We start from the raw sequence: 14,669 nt of genomic DNA, 5'->3' as shown, positions 1-14,669 counted from the left end.
GGCAGCCACAGCAAAGCCGCCGGAGCCGTTATACTAGGCAACTTTGAAATCCGCCCTGCCCCTCCCGGAGCCCGCATGACCCAGGACCAACTCAAACAGGCCGTCGCCCAGGCCGCCGTCGACCTCATCCTGCCCAAGCTGGATGAAAAAAGCGTCGTCGGCGTTGGCACAGGTTCCACCGCCAACTTCTTCATCGACGCCCTGGCCCAGCACAAGACCGCCTTCGACGGCGCCGTCGCCAGCTCCGAGGCCACCGCCCAGCGCCTGAAGGGCCATGGCATCCCGGTCTACGAGCTGAACAGCGTCAGCGAGCTGGAGTTCTACGTGGATGGCGCCGACGAGAGCGACGCCCACCTGAACCTGATCAAGGGCGGCGGCGCGGCCCTGACCCGCGAGAAGATTGTCGCGGCGGTGGCCAAGACCTTCATCTGCATCGCCGACGCCAGCAAGCTGGTCCCCGTCCTGGGCGCCTTCCCGCTGCCGGTCGAGGTCATCCCCATGGCCCGCAGCCACGTGGCGCGCCAGCTGGTCAAGCTGGGCGGCGACCCGGTCTACCGCGAGGGCGTGGTGACCGACAACGGCAACGTCATCCTCGACGTGCACAACCTGCAGATCACCAACCCGGTCGAGCTGGAAAGCCAGATCAACGCCATCGTCGGCGTGGTCACCAATGGCCTGTTCGCGGCGCGCCCGGCGGATGTGCTGCTGCTGGGTACCGCCGAAGGCGTGAAGACCCTCAAGGCCGAGTAAGCCCGCTCCCCCGCGCAAGCGCTAACTTCAAGCCTTGCGCGATATCTGTAGGAGCGGCCTTGTGCCGCGAAAGGGCTGCAGAGCAGCCCCAGATTTCAGCGTTGAACAAAGATTGCCGGGGCCGCCTTGCGGCCCTTTCGCGGCACAAGGCCGCTCCTACAGGGGCAGGCGTAAATCCGCTTGCCCCACGATAGCGTCAGCCCAGGCAATCAATCAGCCGGCTGCTTGAACACGTAGAACAGGTTCGGCTCACTGACCAGGTAGATGGTCCCGGCATCGTCCATCGCAATCCCTTCCGCCTGCGGCACCGTCTGCTTCAACCCTTGCATGCCCTTGCGCAGGGACAGGGTGCTCAACGGCCGCCCCTTCACATCCAGCTCCAGCACCAGCCGCGACTCGTCCGACAGGGCCAGCAGATGCCCGCTGCGCTCGTCGAACTGCAGGCTGGACAAGTCCCGCACGAACAACCGCTTGTCGCGCTTGCGGTCCTGCACCACATGCACCGCGTAAGGCTTGTCGGGGTTGTCATGGGGGAAACCGTGCACCTCGTAGATCATCATCGGGTCGCGCTCCTTGGCCACGAACAGGCGCTTGCCCGCCGAGTCGTAGGCCAACCCCTCGAAGCCCTTGTTGCCATTGAGGCCGATGCCCAGGGACAACTGCTCGGCGTCGTTGGCATCGAGGAACAGCGTGTCATCCTCCAGGCGCACGCGGATCAGCCGCTGCTGGCGCTCATCGGTGATCACGTAGCTGTTGGGGCCCACATATTCCACGGCCTCGGGGTCGCCGAAGCCGGTCAGCGGCACGCGGCGCAGGATGCGCCCGTCCAACGACAGCTCGATGAGCTCGGAACGGGCATTGGTGACCGTGAACAGGCTCTTGCGGTCCGGGTCGTAGGTCAGGGCCGAAAGATCGTCGTCCAGCCCTTCGATGGGCTGTGCCTCCACCGCAACCCGATAGCGATCCAGCCCCATGCTCTGCTCGGCGGGCTGCCACCAGGCCCGCAGGTTGAACCAGCCGCGCTCGAACAGGCGGAATTCCTGGGCCGCCGCACCCAGGACGAGCAAGGCGGCAAGCACAGTTAAAGCAAGGGTGAGGCGGTAACGACGGCGCATGGAGGCAGACTCGGCAAAGGGGAGGCGAATCTAACCATCTACAACTGAAGCAAAACTTAATACCGTCGTCGGAATACGCCGAAGGCCGTGTCAGTGCTTGCGGAAACGATAGAACAGGTTGGGCTCGCTGACGATGTACAGGTTGCCCTTGTCGTCCATGGCCACGCCTTCGGCGCGCGGGACGGTGTCCTTCAGGCCATTGAAACCACCCAGCAGGGTCATGAAGCTGACCTGTTCACCTTTCTCGTCCAGCTCCAGCAGCATGTTCGAATCCGCCGACAGCACCAGCAGGTGGCCTGTGCGCGGGTCGACACCCAAGGCCGACAGGTTGCGCAGGTCCAGCTCATCGCTGGGCAGTACCTGCTTGTCGCCCGTGAGCGGGCCATGCCCGTCGGTGTTCCAGGTGTACAGCTTCGGCGGGCGCTCCTCGCCGATCAGCAGGCGCTGGCGCATCGGGTCCCAGGCCACGGCCTCGAAGCCCTTGTTGCTCTTGACCGATTCGCCCAGGTCGTAGCTCTTGAAGTCGGCTCGGTTCAGCGAGGTCGTGCCGGCGTCCACCTTCACCAGGACCAGGTCGTGCAGGCGCTCGTCGGTGATCGCGATCTGCCCGTCCTCGAGCACGGCGACACCTTCGGGATTGTTCCAGCCCTGCAACGGGATCTTGCGCAGCACATCGCCCTCCAGGCTCAACTCGGCCAGGAACGGGTGCTTGCCCATCACGGCGAACAAGGTGCGGGTGTGCGGGTTGAAGGCCACGTCCGAGGCTTCGTCTTCCTCCATGCCCACCAAGGGCTTGGCGTCGATATCCACCACATAGTCCGGCAGCCAGATGCTCTCCAGGCGCTCGGCGGGGCTTTCGAAACGCTCCTTCAGCCACAACAGGCCGCGATCATCCCAGTGCATGGCGATGACTACGCCATAACTGATCACCGCCAGGGCGGCAAAGCCGATCAGCCAGCGCAGAGAGGCACGGCGCTTGGGTGCAGGCGGAAGGGATGCACGGGTGGAGGTGGCCATTGAAGGAAATTCCTGAAAGCGAGCGGTGAGGTATAGCCCAATGCCGACGAAAATGCGCAGGTCTGCGCATTATCCGCATCGATTGTGAAAAAAATGGCAACGACCACCCGCGGTCAGGGATACGGCGACGGCATCCAGCCGCCGCCATGCAAGGTCAGAGCACGCGACCTTCGAAACGGCTTGCGCCCGGAAGTTCCAACACCAGCTCGTCACCCACGTTCAGCGGGCCGACACCGGCCGGAGTGCCGGTGAGAATGACGTCGCCCGGCTGCAGCGAGAAATGCGCGGCGATGTGCTGGATGATCGGCACGATCGGGTTGAGCATCATCGCACTGCTGCCATCCTGACGCACTTCGCCATTGATGGTCAGGCGGATGCCGATATCGGCCAGGTCCTCGAAAGTACCGGCCGAAACGAACGGCGGCAGCACACAAGCACCATCGAAGCTCTTGGCCAGCTCCCATGGCAGGCCCTTTTCCTTCAGTTTCGCCTGCACTTCACGCAGGGTGAGGTCGAGCGCCGGCGCGTAGCCGGAAATGGCGTCGAGCACCTCTTCCTCGGAGGGCGCGGTGGACAGCGGCTTGCCCAGCAGCACGGCGATTTCCGCTTCGTAGTGCACCGAGCCGCGCTCGGTCGGGATCTTGAAGCCGCCTTCCAGGGGCACCACGCAGCTACCGGGTTTGATGAACAGCAGCGGCTCGCTGGGGATGGGGTTGTCCAGTTCCTTGGCGTGCTCGGCGTAGTTGCGGCCGATGCACACCACCTTGCCCAGCGGGTAATGGATGCGGGTGCCGTCTACGTACTGGTGCTGGTAACTCATGGCCGACTCCTGTGAACACTGCTTTTTATTCGGGAGCGAAGATCTTACCCGGATTCATGACGCCATTAGGGTCGAACACGGCCTTGATCGCCTTCATGCAGGCGATTTCATCCGCCGAGCGGCTGTAGCCCAGGTAGTCGCGCTTGGTCATGCCCACGCCGTGCTCGGCGGAGATCGAGCCGTTGTAGCGCTCGACGATCTCGAATACCCACTTGTTGACCTTGGTGCAGGAGGCGAAGAAATCGTCCTTGGTCATGTGGTCGGGCTTGAGGATGTTCAGGTGCAGGTTGCCGTCGCCGATGTGGCCGTACCAGACCACTTCGTAGTCTGGGTAGTGTTCGCCGACGATGGCATCGATATCGCGCAGGAACGCCGGTACCTTCGACACCGTGACCGAAATATCGTTCTTGTAGGGCGTCCAGTGGGAGATGGTCTCGGACAGGTATTCGCGCAGCTTCCACAGGTTCTTCAGCTGGGTTTCGCTCTGGCTCATCACCCCGTCCAGCACCCAGCCCTGTTCGACGCAGTGCTCGAAGGTGGCCAGCGCCTCGTTGGCCACCGCTTCGGTGCTGGCCTCGAACTCCAGCAGTGCGTAGAACGGGCAGTCGGTCTCGAACGGTGCCGGCACATCGCCACGGGCGAGGATCTTGGCCAGGCCCTTGTCGGAGAAGAACTCGAAGGCAGTCAGGTCGAGCTTGCCCTGGAAAGCGTGCAGCACCGGCATGATCGAGTCGAAGTCCGGCGTGCCCAGCACCATCGCGGTGAGGTTGCGCGGCGCACGGTCCAGGCGCATGGTCGCCTCGACCACGAAGCCCAGCGTACCCTCGGCGCCGATGAACAGCTGGCGCAGGTCGTAGCCGGTGGCGTTCTTGATCAGGTCCTTGTTCAGTTCCAGCAGCTCGCCCTTGCCGGTGACCACCTTGAGCCCGGCAACCCAGTTGCGGGTCATGCCATAGCGAATCACCTTGATCCCGCCGGCATTGGTGCCGATATTGCCGCCGATCTGGCTGGAGCCGCTGGAAGCGAAGTCAACGGGGTAGTACAGCCCCTGGTCTTCGGCAAACTGCTGCAGTTGGCGGGTGATCACGCCCGGTTGGCAGACCACGGTGCGGTCGAACTCATTGAAACCGAGGATCTGGTTCATGTAGTCGAAGGCCACCACCACCTCGCCATGGGCGGCGACCGCGCCTCCCGACAGCCCGGTACGCCCACCGGACGGCACCAGGGCGACCTTGTGCCGGTTCGCCCAAAGCACGATGGCCTGGACCTGCTCGATGGATTTGGGGAAGACGATGGCGCTGGGCGCGGGCGGGTAGTGCTTGGTCCAATCCTTGCCATACGCCTCGAGCGAGGCGGGGTCGGTAAGGACCTTGCCAGGGTCGACCAGGGTCATCAGCTCATCAATTACCGCAGACTGGGTCATCGCAGGAACTCTCGACTTATTCATAGTCACCCTGAGCACGCTTCACCTGTCGGGATAAGCTCAGATCAGGTCGCGTATGCTAGCATAGCCCTCCCGCTGTCCGTGCTAAGGCCGACGCCGCGCCGCTTCACCCTCCTCGCCATTTTTCTCCGGGATACAGGTTTAAGCAGATGAGCAAGACGTCTCTCGACAAGAGCAAGATCAGGTTCCTTCTTCTTGAAGGCGTCCACCAGAATGCGGTGGATATCCTCAAGGCCGCCGGGTACAGCAACATCGAGTACCTCACCGGCTCGCTGCCGGACGCTGAACTGAAGGAAAAGATCGCCGATGCCCACTTCATCGGCATCCGCTCGCGCACCCAGCTGACCGAAGAGGTCTTCGACTGTGCGAAGAAACTGGTCGCGGTCGGCTGCTTCTGCATCGGCACCAACCAGGTCGACCTGGGCGCGGCCCGCGAGCGCGGCATCGCGGTGTTCAACGCACCGTACTCCAACACCCGCTCGGTAGCTGAGCTGGTGCTGGCCGAAGCCATCCTGCTGCTGCGCGGCATCCCCGAGAAGAACGCCTCCTGCCATCGCGGTGGCTGGATCAAGAGCGCGGCCAACTCCTTCGAGATCCGTGGCAAGAAGCTGGGCATCGTCGGTTACGGTTCGATCGGCACGCAACTGTCGGTCCTGGCCGAAGGCCTGGGCATGCAGGTGTACTTCTACGACCCGCTGACCAAACTGCCGCTGGGCAACGCCACCCAGGTCACCAGCCTGCATGAACTGCTGGGCCTGGCCGACATCGTCTCGCTGCACGTGCCTGAGCTGCCGTCCACCCAGTGGATGATCGGCGAGAAGGAAATCCGTGCGATGAAGAAGGGCTCGATCCTGATCAACGCCGCCCGTGGCACCGTGGTCGAGCTGGACCACCTGGCCGCCGCGATCAAGGACAAGCACTTGATCGGCGCCGCCATCGACGTGTTCCCGGTCGAGCCGCGCTCCAACGACGACGAGTTCGAAAGCCCGCTGCGTGGCCTGGACAACGTGATCCTCACCCCGCACATCGGTGGTTCCACTGCCGAAGCCCAGGCCAACATCGGCCTGGAAGTGGCCGAGAAGCTGGTCAAGTACAGCGATAACGGTACCTCCGTGTCGTCGGTCAACTTCCCGGAAGTGGCCCTGCCGGCCCACCCCGGCAAGCACCGCCTGCTGCACATCCACGAGAACATCCCGGGCGTGCTCAGCGAGATCAACAAAGTGTTCGCCGAGAACGGTATCAACATCTCCGGTCAGTTCCTGCAGACCGACGAGAAAGTGGGTTACGTGGTAATCGATGTGGACGCCGAGTACTCGGACCTGGCCCAGGAGAAACTGCAGCACGTGAAGGGCACCATTCGCTCGCGCGTACTGTTCTAAGTTTCATTGCGGCATGAAAAAGGGAGGCCCTGGTGGCCTCCCTTTTTTTGCGCCCGCTGTTTCACCTGTAGGAGCCAGCCTTGCTGGCGAAACAGGCGACGCGGTTGCAGGCGCAAGGCGTCGCCTTGCGTTCGCCAGCAAGGCTGGCTCCTACACGCTTACTTCACATCTACTGTGATCTTCTGCGATTCGACGCTTGGCTTGAACGGCACATGGTACTGGTCACCCAGAACCAATTGCAGGGTGTGTTTGCCCGGCGTCAGGGTGATGGTCGCCTCGGTCTGCGCCTTGCCGAAATGCAGCACCTGCGGGCCGGCCGGCAGTGGCGCGTTGTTCTCCGGCATCAGGCTGGTCGGCAGCGGCATATCAGCCGCCGGCGCCTTGTCGACATCCACCAGCAGGTGGTGATGGCCGGTATGCGGGGTCTGGTCGCCCGCAGGCTTCAGGCCCATGCCCTCGATGCCGAACTTGACGGTGAAGGTCTTGTCGACCGTGGCGCCGTCGGCGGGGGAAACGATGAAGACCTTGGCGCCTTCCGGTGGCTGCTGGCTCTTCAGGGCATCCGCGGCACTGGCGAACACCGACGCCCCCATCAGCAGACCGGCGACGACAGCACGCGACATTAGGCTTTTCATTCACTTCTCCTGTGATTCACTTCAATTGACCGCTATCACTTAAACGAAGCAAGGCGGTACTTCACCATAGTCCACCCACACCGGAAGAGGTTCAAAAACAGGCGCGGAAATATTTCAGGGCCGTGTCAAACATTGACCGGGTCCTGAGGTCTGAGGCTGCGCTCGACCGTGGCAGGTAATAAGTCCCGGCGAATGGAAATCTTCTGCCGAACAAGAAAAGGGGCATTCATGCGTTTGACCATTGGCGTGCTGCTGGCAGCACTGTTCACTCCACTGGCCCAGGCCGAACTGATCGATGAAATCAACGACCGGGGGGAGTTGCGCATTGCCGTGCAGAGCGACGCCGCGCCCTATGCCTTCAAACAGGATGAACACCTGACGGGTTTCGATATCGAGCTTGGCCAGGCATTGGCCCGGGAGCTGGACCTGCGCGCCGAGTTCATCGAAACGCCCGCCGCAGAAGTGCTGGCGGGGGTGGAGAGTGGCAGGTTCGACATCACGGTCGACAAGCCCGATGCGGAAAACAAACTCCCACCCGCGCTGAGCGCCAGCCAACCGTTTGGTGACCTGCACCTGGTGATTCCATTCCAGAAGGATAATCCGGCGTTCGAAAGCGCGGTGAATAACGCCCTGCAGCGGCTCAAGGACAACGGGCGCCTGACCGAGCTGGAACAGAAGTGGCTCCAACAGTAGCCACGCCACCGATCCCGTAGGAGCCAGCCTTGCTGGCGAACAGCCCTGAAGGCGATGTGAAGCCGTTCGCCAGCAAGGCTGGCTCCTACAAGTCCGCGTGGTTCAGGGCCTGCGCGGCCTGGTCCAGCTCCAGCTCGCTGAACACCAGCACCCCTTCGCGCCGCAGCAACGCCGTGGTCACCCCTTCCCCCGTCACCTTCACACCCGTGAAGCTGCCGTCATAGGTCAACCGGTTGCCACACGACGGGCTGCCGGACTTGAGCACCGCCACGCGGATGCCATGCCGCCGCACCAGGGCCAGGGCCTGCCTGGCACCTACGAGAAACGCCTCGCTGACATCCTCGCCCGCCACCGTCACGACCTGCGCCTGCCCATCCAGCACGTCGCCACCCTGCCCGCCCGGAATCTCCGCAGGCGGGCGCGGCGTCGGCAAGCCACCGGCCACCTCCGGGCATAACGGCACCACCCGGCCTTCGGCCTGCCAGCGCTGCAACAGGTCGGGATGGCCGCTGGCACGCCCGTCATAGCGCACCGGCTGGCCCAGCAGGCAGGCGCTGACCAGCACCTTAGAACGGATCGTTGCCACGGCGGCGGAACCAGCCCGTCAGCGACAGGCGCTCGCGCCCGGCCGGAAGGACTTCGTGGGGGATGTCGCCCGACAGGAACACCACCAGGGTGCCCGCCAGCGGCTGCACGTCATGCTCGACGTCACCCTGCAGGAACATGCGCAACTGGCCACCGTCGTCGGGCTGCCAGCCTTCATTGAGATAGAACACGGCCGAAACGGCACGCCGGTCGTCGTCACGGAAGCGATCCAGGTGGCGGCGATAGAACGCGCCCGGCGGATACAGGGCGAAGTGGCACTCGAAGTCCTCGAGCCCCAGGAACAACCCTTGGTTGATGGCCTGGCGCAGGCTGTCCATGGCCCCCAGATACTGGTCGCAGGCCTCGGATTCACCCGGGTCGATCCACTGGATCTGGTCGCCGCGAATGGCCTCGCGCACTTCCTGCGCGGCACCGCGCCCGACGCCGGCCGGGTTGAGTTCGCCTTCGGCGTGGCGACGGCGGCATTCGAGCGCCAACGCGCGGGCCAGTTCGTCGGACAAGAAGAGCGACTGCTGCGACCAGCCACGGGTGGCCAGGTCATCGACGATCGCCGACAGCATCGGATGTTCAGGAGGAATGTGCATGGCGCATCATAGCCATTCGGCATGCGCTCGCACAGCGCCACTTGGTCGAGAACTGCCGCTGGCGTCTCGACAAAGCCCCGCCGGGCCACGGACAATAGCGGCCTGCCGACAGGAGTCCTGAATGCGCCGTTTGTTTTCCCTGCTTCTGCTGATGATCTGCACCATGCCTGTCTGGGCAGACAGCCTCGATCAACTGTACAAGGCCGCCGGCTGGCCCGACCAGCGCGCCCACTTCAACGATGCCGTGAGCGCCGCCCAGCAGCGCTACCGCAGCAGCCTGCCGCCTGCGGTCTATCAAGCGCTGGTCAGCAACAGCAACCAGCGCTTCCAGGCCCAGGCCATGGACCGCCGCGCCCTGGCGCAGCTGCGCGCGAACTTGCAGAACGCCACGCCGGCGCTGAACTTCTTCCAGTCGCCGCTGGGGCGCAAGGTGGTGGCCGCCGAACTGCTGGCCACGCGCAAGGACCAGCTGGCCAAGAACGCCAAGGGCCTGCCCAAGATGCAGGTCAGCGACAACCGCCTGCTGATCGTCGGCCACCTGGCCCAGGCCCTGCCGGCCCGCGAAGCCGGCGCCGAGGTCAGCCTGGCGATCGCCGGGGTGGCGGCAGACAGCCTCAGCTCGATGATCCCCGGCCTGTTCGGTGCCGGCCAGGCCCAGGGCCTGCTCGATGGCCAGCGCCAGCGCCTGATGAACCAGGTCGGCGAAGACCTGAACAACACCCTGCTGTATGTCTACCGCGACCTGTCGGACACCGAGCTGGAAGAATTCGCCAACTTCGCCGAGTCGCCGCAAGGCCAGGCCTACTACAAGGCCGCCGTGGCCGCCGTGCGCGCCGCGCTGGCGGTCGGGCAGAACGCCGCGGAGCTGAACTGATCAGCCCAGGCGCTGGCCGATGAAGTCGAAGTAACGCTGGCGGATACCCGGCAACTCGTTGGCCAGGTGGTGCCGCGCCTCGGGCAGCATGAGAATCTGCGGTTCGCTGAACTTGGCCTTGAGCACCTTGAGGTTGTAGGGCCAGTCCACGGTGCCATCCGCCTCACCCTGCACGATCAACAGCCGCCGCGTGCTGCGCGGCGCCGCCTCTATACGCCGGACCCATTTCAGCAGCGCGCCGACCCAGGCTGTCGGCAAGCGGCGCGGTTGCAGCGGGTCGGCCTCCAGGAACGGCAGGAACGCCGGGTCGTTGGTGTTCTCGCTGAAGCGCCGCTCGATGCCGTTGACGAAGTGGCGCAGCACGCAATAGCTGAGCTTCGACCAGTGCCAGGCGCGCGGGCGCACCAGCGGCGCCAGCAGGATCACCTCGCCGTCGGCCGGGCTGCGGCCGTCGCAATGCAGCAGGTGATCGACCACGATCGCACCACCGGTGCTCTGCCCGCACAGGTGCCACGGGCGTGGCAGGTCGAGCTGGCGCGCCTGCTCGAACAATGCGTCCAACGTCTGCTGGTAGATACCGAAATCCTCGATGCTGGCTCGCTCGCCGCTGGACAAGCCATGCCCGGGCAGGTCGCAGCTGATCACCGCATAGTGCTGCTTGAGTGCCCAGTCGATCACATGCCGGTACAGGCCCATGTGGTCGTAGTAGCCATGCAGCAGGAACAGGGTGGCCACCGGCTGTTCCGGCAGCCACACCTGGCCGACCAGGTCGAACCCGGCTGCCTGGAAGCGGCCAAGCCAACTGGCCACCGGCAGGTCCAGGCCATAGAAGCGCTGGTAGTCACGGCCTTGGCCTGGCAGCGACTGGCGCTCGGTGAGGGGCGACAAGCTGGCGCGCAGCGAGTCGGGGTGGAAGGCGGCGGGCATCGGGTACATCCACACTGAAGCAAGTATTGATCTGCGATATTCAGGTCTGGGCCGCGCCATGGCAAGCTTGGCCCCTTTTCCAACGAACGACGCGACCTTGTAGGAGCGGGCTTGCCCCGCGAAAGCGATGCTGGCTTCACAGCAGCCATCGCGGGGCAAGCCCGCTCCCACGCGCCGCAACAAGGCCCCTATGGCGAAGCGATTTCTCACACCTCTTGCACTGCTACTCTGCGCCGCCGCACTGTGGTGGGCCTACGACAGTTTCCAGAGCCGCTACCTGCGCCCCTTCGACAACCAGGCCACCTTCTTCGACGGCAGCCAGTTGCGGCTACCGCCCGAGCTGTCCGGCCCCGGCCCGATCCGCGTAGTGCACTTCTGGGACCCGGCCTGCCCGTGCAACGTCGGCAACCAGCAGCACCTGGGCGAGCTGGTCGCGCAGTTCGCCCCACGGGGCGTGAGCTTCCACGTCGTGCAGAAACCCGGCAGCCACGGCCAGCTCCCCGCCAACCTCACCACCCTGAAGCCACTGGCCAGCCTGCCCGGCAGTGAACAGCTGCCCGCCACGCCCGCCGTGGCGATCTGGGACCATGAGGGCAACCTGGCCTACTTCGGGCCCTACAGCGAAGGCGCGGTGTGCAACTCGAGCAACAGTTTCATCGAACCGATCCTCAAGGCACTGGAACAAGGGCGCCGGGTACAGGCCTCCAACACCCTCGCGGTGGGCTGCTACTGCCCCTGGGCCGGCTGACGCACCCGCGCCGGGTTGCCCACCACCACCGCCCCCGCCGGCACATCGCGGGTCACCACGCTGCCGGCACCGACCACGGCGTTATCGCCGATGGTCACACCGGGCAGGATGATCGCCCCGCCACCGATCCACACATTGTCGCCGATGCTCACCGGCCGACCGCTCTCGAGGCCGGTACGGCGAAGGTCCGGGTCCATCGGGTGGTCGGCGGTGTAGATCTGCACCGCCGGCCCGATCTGGCAGTCGGCACCGATGTGCACCGGCAGCACATCGAGGATCACGCAATTGAAGTTCATGAAACTGTTGGCGCCGATGCTGATGTTGTAGCCGTAGTCGCAATAGAACGGCGGGCGGATCACCGCACCGTCGCCGACCTGGCCGAAATGCTCGACCAACAAGCCGTGGCGCGCGTCGTTGAGCAACTCGACGCTGCTGTTGTAGCGGTGCATCCAGTGCTTGTTGGCGATCTGCTCGGCCTGCAGCTCGGGGCAACCGGCGTGGTAGAGCTCACCGGCCAACATCTTCTGTTTTTCGCTGAGGGACATGGAAACTCCTTTCAGGGACTATGCTCAGTTCGCGAATCCGCCGATGATCGGACCACATTTTTCGCTGGCGTGCACAAGGAGTTTCGATGAAGCGCAGCCTGACCCTGCTGGCGGTGGTGATCGCCGTGGCCGCCGCTGGCACCGGTTACTGGTACGTGCAGGGCAAGCAGCCCCAGCGCGAGGGCGAGGTGGCCGTCAGCGGCTTGCAGGCGCCGGTCAGCGCACGCTACGACGCCCGCGGCGTGCCGCACCTGCAAGCGCAGAACGAACAGGACCTGTACCGCGCCCTGGGTTATGTACACGCCCAGGACCGCTTGTTCCAGATGGAGATCATGCGCCGCCTGGCCCGGGGCGAGCTGGCCGAAGTGCTGGGTGAGAAGCTGGTGCCCACCGACACCCTGTTCCGCAGCCTGCGCATCCGTGACCAGGCCGCGTTGATGGTGCAGCGCCTGGACCACCAGTCACCAGCCTGGCAGGCCCTGCAGGCGTACCTCGACGGCGTCAACCAATGGCAGGCGACGCACCCCAAGCCAATGGAGTTCGACGTGCTCGGCATCCCGAAGCGCCCGTTCACCGCCGAGGACACCTTGAGCATCGCCGGCTATCTTGCCTACAGCTTCGCGGCTGCGTTTCGCACTGACCCGGCGCTGACCTACATCCGCGACCAGCTCGGCCCCGAGTACCTGAAGATCTTCGACCTCGACTGGAAGCCCAACGGCGCCGTCGCCACCCCGCTGGCCGCCGCCGACTGGCGCAGCCTCGAGCAACTGGCGCGGCTGAGCCACGAGGCCCTTGGCGAGGTCGGCATCCCCCAGTTCGAGGGCAGCAATGCCTGGGCCGTGGCCGGCAGCCACACCCGCAGCGGCCGCCCGCTGCTGGCCGGCGACCCGCATATCAGCTTCGCCGTGCCGGCAGTGTGGTACGAGGCTGAACTGTCGGCGCCGAACTTCAACCTGTATGGCTATTTCCAGGCCCTCAACCCGTTCGCCCTGCTCGGCCACAACCGCGATTTCGGCTGGAGCCTGACCATGTTCCAGAACGACGACGTCGACCTGATCGCCGAGAAGACCAACCCGGCAGATTCAAATCAGGTGATGGTCGATGGCCGCTGGCAAGTGCTGGAGAAGACCGAGCAGCAGATCGCGGTCAAGGGCCAGGCGCCGGTGACCATCACCCTGCGCCGCTCGCCCCACGGCCCGATCGTCAACAGCGTGCTGGGCGACACGGCCGGCCCGGCGCCGATCGCCATGTGGTGGGCGTTCCTCGAAACCGAGAACCCGTTGCTCGACGGTTTCTACCAGATCAACCGCGCCGACACCCTCGGCAAGATGCGCGAGGCGGCGGCGAAGGTCCAGGCGCCGGGGCTGAACCTGGTGTGGGCCAACGCCCGTGGCGACATCGGCTGGTGGGCGGCGGCGCGCCTGCCGATCCGCCCGGACGGGGTCAACCCGGCATTCATCCTCGACGGCAGCAGCGGCCAGGCCGACAAGCCCGGCTTCTACCCCTTCAGCGTCAACCCACAGCAGGAGAACCCGGCCAGCGGCTATATCGTCTCGGCCAACTACCAGCCACCGGCCTCGATCGCGATACCGGGTTACTACAACCTGGCCGACCGGGGTCGCCAGCTCGATCGCCAGCTGAACGATCCCGACATCAAGTGGGACATCCAGAGCAGCCAGGCCCTGCAGCTCGACACCAGCAGCGACTACGGCCCACGTACCCTGGCACCGCTACTGGGCACCCTGCGCACGGTTGCCAACGGTGACGAAGAGAAAGAGCTGGTGGAACAGCTGGCCGCCTGGCGCGGCGACTACCCGCTGGATTCCACCAGTGCAACGCTGTTCAACCAGTTCCTCTACGAACTGGCCTTCGCCGCGCTGCACGATGAGTTGGGCGATACCTGGTTCCCGGTGTTGATCAGCACCCGCGCCATCGACGCCGCGCTGCCGCGCCTGGCCGCCGACGCGAATTCACCCTGGTGGAACACCCGTGGCGGCAACGAGCACACCGACCGCGCCGCCATCGTGCGCCTGGCCTGGCAACACAGCCTGAAGCACCTGCGCGAGACACTCGGCAAGGACCCGGCCAGCTGGCAGTGGGGCAAGGCCCACACCCTCACCCACAACCATCCGCTGGGGATGAAGAAGCCGTTGAACCTGCTGTTCAATGTCGGCCCGTTTGCTGCGCCGGGCACCCATGAAGTGCCGAACAACTTGTCGGCGAAGATCGGCCCGGCGCCCTGGCCGGTCACCTATGGGCCTTCGACCCGCCGGGTGGTCGATTTCGGCGACCCGGGGGCGGCGTTGACCATCAACCCGGTCGGGCAGAGTGGCGTGCTGTTCGACAGCCACTACAAGGACCAGGCCGAGGACTATATCGAAGGGCGCTATCACAAGACGCGCATGGGGGTGATTCCGGCGCAGAGCACCTTGCGCCTGGTGCCTGGCAAATAACGCCCAGCGCGTCACGCGATCCCTGTAGGAGCGGCTTCAGCCGCGATCACCCGCACAGCGGGTGCCATACACCGCGGTG

The 14,669-nt window shown here is 64.8% G+C and carries 15 protein-coding genes; 6 read left to right on the top strand and 9 right to left on the bottom strand.

Annotation, left to right across the window (positions count from 1 at the left end; genetic code table 11):
* Positions 1-75 precede the first annotated feature (75 nt).
* A complete protein-coding gene (gene rpiA / locus P5705_RS12550) occupies positions 76-750 on the top strand; it encodes a ribose-5-phosphate isomerase RpiA (RefSeq protein ID WP_011536226.1) in 675 nt (224 codons plus the stop codon).
* Between the two features lie 209 nt (positions 751-959).
* On the opposite strand, the gene P5705_RS12545 is transcribed toward rpiA, so the two are convergent.
* From P5705_RS12545 to P5705_RS12530, 4 genes are all read right to left on the bottom strand, one after another.
* Positions 960-1,865 (bottom strand): SdiA-regulated domain-containing protein, encoded by a 906-nt coding sequence (locus P5705_RS12545; RefSeq protein ID WP_277461185.1) that lies wholly within the window; start codon positions 1,863-1,865, stop codon positions 960-962.
* A gap of 90 nt (positions 1,866-1,955) precedes the next feature.
* Positions 1,956-2,882: an SdiA-regulated domain-containing protein gene (locus P5705_RS12540; protein ID WP_277461184.1), complete on the bottom strand. Its 927-nt coding sequence runs from the start codon at positions 2,880-2,882 to the stop codon at positions 1,956-1,958.
* A gap of 154 nt (positions 2,883-3,036) precedes the next feature.
* Positions 3,037-3,702 (bottom strand): fumarylacetoacetate hydrolase family protein, encoded by a 666-nt coding sequence (locus P5705_RS12535; RefSeq protein ID WP_277461183.1) that lies wholly within the window; start codon positions 3,700-3,702, stop codon positions 3,037-3,039.
* Between the two features lie 25 nt (positions 3,703-3,727).
* Complete coding sequence (locus tag P5705_RS12530) at positions 3,728-5,125, bottom strand: FAD-binding oxidoreductase (RefSeq protein ID WP_277461182.1); 1,398 nt, start codon at positions 5,123-5,125, stop codon at positions 3,728-3,730.
* A gap of 170 nt (positions 5,126-5,295) precedes the next feature.
* Here P5705_RS12530 and serA point away from each other — a divergent pair, with 170 nt between their 5' ends.
* Positions 5,296-6,525 (top strand): phosphoglycerate dehydrogenase, encoded by a 1,230-nt coding sequence (serA, locus tag P5705_RS12525; RefSeq protein ID WP_277461181.1) that lies wholly within the window; start codon positions 5,296-5,298, stop codon positions 6,523-6,525.
* 158 nt (positions 6,526-6,683) lie between these two features.
* Here the strand turns inward: serA and P5705_RS12520 are convergent, their stop codons facing one another.
* A complete protein-coding gene (locus P5705_RS12520) occupies positions 6,684-7,160 on the bottom strand; it encodes a DUF4399 domain-containing protein (RefSeq protein WP_277461180.1) in 477 nt (158 codons plus the stop codon).
* 228 nt (positions 7,161-7,388) lie between these two features.
* On the opposite strand from P5705_RS12520, the gene P5705_RS12515 reads away from it, so the two are divergent.
* Positions 7,389-7,853, top strand: coding sequence for a transporter substrate-binding domain-containing protein (locus tag P5705_RS12515; RefSeq protein WP_277461179.1), 465 nt, complete (start codon positions 7,389-7,391; stop codon positions 7,851-7,853).
* A gap of 85 nt (positions 7,854-7,938) precedes the next feature.
* Here the strand turns inward: P5705_RS12515 and P5705_RS12510 are convergent, their stop codons facing one another.
* On the bottom strand, positions 7,939-8,439 hold the full coding sequence (locus P5705_RS12510; RefSeq protein ID WP_277461178.1) for a DUF523 domain-containing protein: 501 nt from the start codon (positions 8,437-8,439) through the stop codon (positions 7,939-7,941).
* Complete coding sequence (locus tag P5705_RS12505) at positions 8,420-9,043, bottom strand: 2OG-Fe(II) oxygenase (RefSeq protein WP_277461177.1); 624 nt, start codon at positions 9,041-9,043, stop codon at positions 8,420-8,422. Before P5705_RS12505 ends, P5705_RS12510 begins: the two co-directional genes overlap by 20 nt.
* Positions 9,044-9,164: 121 nt before the next feature.
* Here P5705_RS12505 and P5705_RS12500 point away from each other — a divergent pair, with 121 nt between their 5' ends.
* Positions 9,165-9,917 carry a hypothetical protein gene (locus P5705_RS12500; RefSeq protein ID WP_277461176.1) on the top strand — a complete coding sequence of 251 codons (753 nt, stop codon included), beginning with the start codon at positions 9,165-9,167 and terminating at the stop codon, positions 9,915-9,917.
* Here the strand turns inward: P5705_RS12500 and P5705_RS12495 are convergent, their stop codons facing one another.
* Positions 9,918-10,844: an alpha/beta hydrolase gene (locus tag P5705_RS12495; RefSeq protein ID WP_277461175.1), complete on the bottom strand. Its 927-nt coding sequence runs from the start codon at positions 10,842-10,844 to the stop codon at positions 9,918-9,920. It lies immediately after the preceding gene.
* A 190-nt stretch (positions 10,845-11,034) separates the two neighbouring features.
* On the opposite strand from P5705_RS12495, the gene P5705_RS12490 reads away from it, so the two are divergent.
* Positions 11,035-11,592 carry a DUF6436 domain-containing protein gene (locus P5705_RS12490; RefSeq protein ID WP_277461174.1) on the top strand — a complete coding sequence of 186 codons (558 nt, stop codon included), beginning with the start codon at positions 11,035-11,037 and terminating at the stop codon, positions 11,590-11,592.
* Here the strand turns inward: P5705_RS12490 and P5705_RS12485 are convergent.
* Positions 11,571-12,137, bottom strand: a complete 567-nt coding sequence (locus P5705_RS12485; protein ID WP_277461173.1) for a sugar O-acetyltransferase — start codon at positions 12,135-12,137, stop codon at positions 11,571-11,573. The genes P5705_RS12490 and P5705_RS12485 overlap by 22 nt on opposite strands.
* Before the next feature lie 86 nt (positions 12,138-12,223).
* On the opposite strand from P5705_RS12485, the gene P5705_RS12480 reads away from it, so the two are divergent.
* On the top strand, positions 12,224-14,590 hold the full coding sequence (locus P5705_RS12480; RefSeq protein WP_277461172.1) for a penicillin acylase family protein: 2,367 nt from the start codon (positions 12,224-12,226) through the stop codon (positions 14,588-14,590).
* Positions 14,591-14,669: the final 79 nt, after the last annotated feature.

This window comes from Pseudomonas entomophila, from assembly GCF_029478665.1.
In the GTDB taxonomy this organism is placed as follows: Bacteria; Pseudomonadota; Gammaproteobacteria; order Pseudomonadales; family Pseudomonadaceae; genus Aquipseudomonas; species Aquipseudomonas entomophila_F.
This window is presented reverse-complemented; position numbering and strand designations above follow the sequence as displayed.

Coding starts and splice junctions, on each gene's coding strand:
- rpiA (WP_011536226.1), top strand. CDS start 76: ATGACCCAGGACCAACTCAAACAGGCCGTCGCCCAGGCCGCCGTCGAC.
- P5705_RS12545 (WP_277461185.1), bottom strand. CDS start 1,865: ATGCGCCGTCGTTACCGCCTCACCCTTGCTTTAACTGTGCTTGCCGCC.
- P5705_RS12540 (WP_277461184.1), bottom strand. CDS start 2,882: ATGGCCACCTCCACCCGTGCATCCCTTCCGCCTGCACCCAAGCGCCGT.
- P5705_RS12535 (WP_277461183.1), bottom strand. CDS start 3,702: ATGAGTTACCAGCACCAGTACGTAGACGGCACCCGCATCCATTACCCG.
- P5705_RS12530 (WP_277461182.1), bottom strand. CDS start 5,125: ATGACCCAGTCTGCGGTAATTGATGAGCTGATGACCCTGGTCGACCCT.
- serA (WP_277461181.1), top strand. CDS start 5,296: ATGAGCAAGACGTCTCTCGACAAGAGCAAGATCAGGTTCCTTCTTCTT.
- P5705_RS12520 (WP_277461180.1), bottom strand. CDS start 7,160: ATGAAAAGCCTAATGTCGCGTGCTGTCGTCGCCGGTCTGCTGATGGGG.
- P5705_RS12515 (WP_277461179.1), top strand. CDS start 7,389: ATGCGTTTGACCATTGGCGTGCTGCTGGCAGCACTGTTCACTCCACTG.
- P5705_RS12505 (WP_277461177.1), bottom strand. CDS start 9,043: ATGCACATTCCTCCTGAACATCCGATGCTGTCGGCGATCGTCGATGAC.
- P5705_RS12500 (WP_277461176.1), top strand. CDS start 9,165: ATGCGCCGTTTGTTTTCCCTGCTTCTGCTGATGATCTGCACCATGCCT.
- P5705_RS12495 (WP_277461175.1), bottom strand. CDS start 10,844: ATGCCCGCCGCCTTCCACCCCGACTCGCTGCGCGCCAGCTTGTCGCCC.
- P5705_RS12490 (WP_277461174.1), top strand. CDS start 11,035: ATGGCGAAGCGATTTCTCACACCTCTTGCACTGCTACTCTGCGCCGCC.
- P5705_RS12485 (WP_277461173.1), bottom strand. CDS start 12,137: ATGTCCCTCAGCGAAAAACAGAAGATGTTGGCCGGTGAGCTCTACCAC.
- P5705_RS12480 (WP_277461172.1), top strand. CDS start 12,224: ATGAAGCGCAGCCTGACCCTGCTGGCGGTGGTGATCGCCGTGGCCGCC.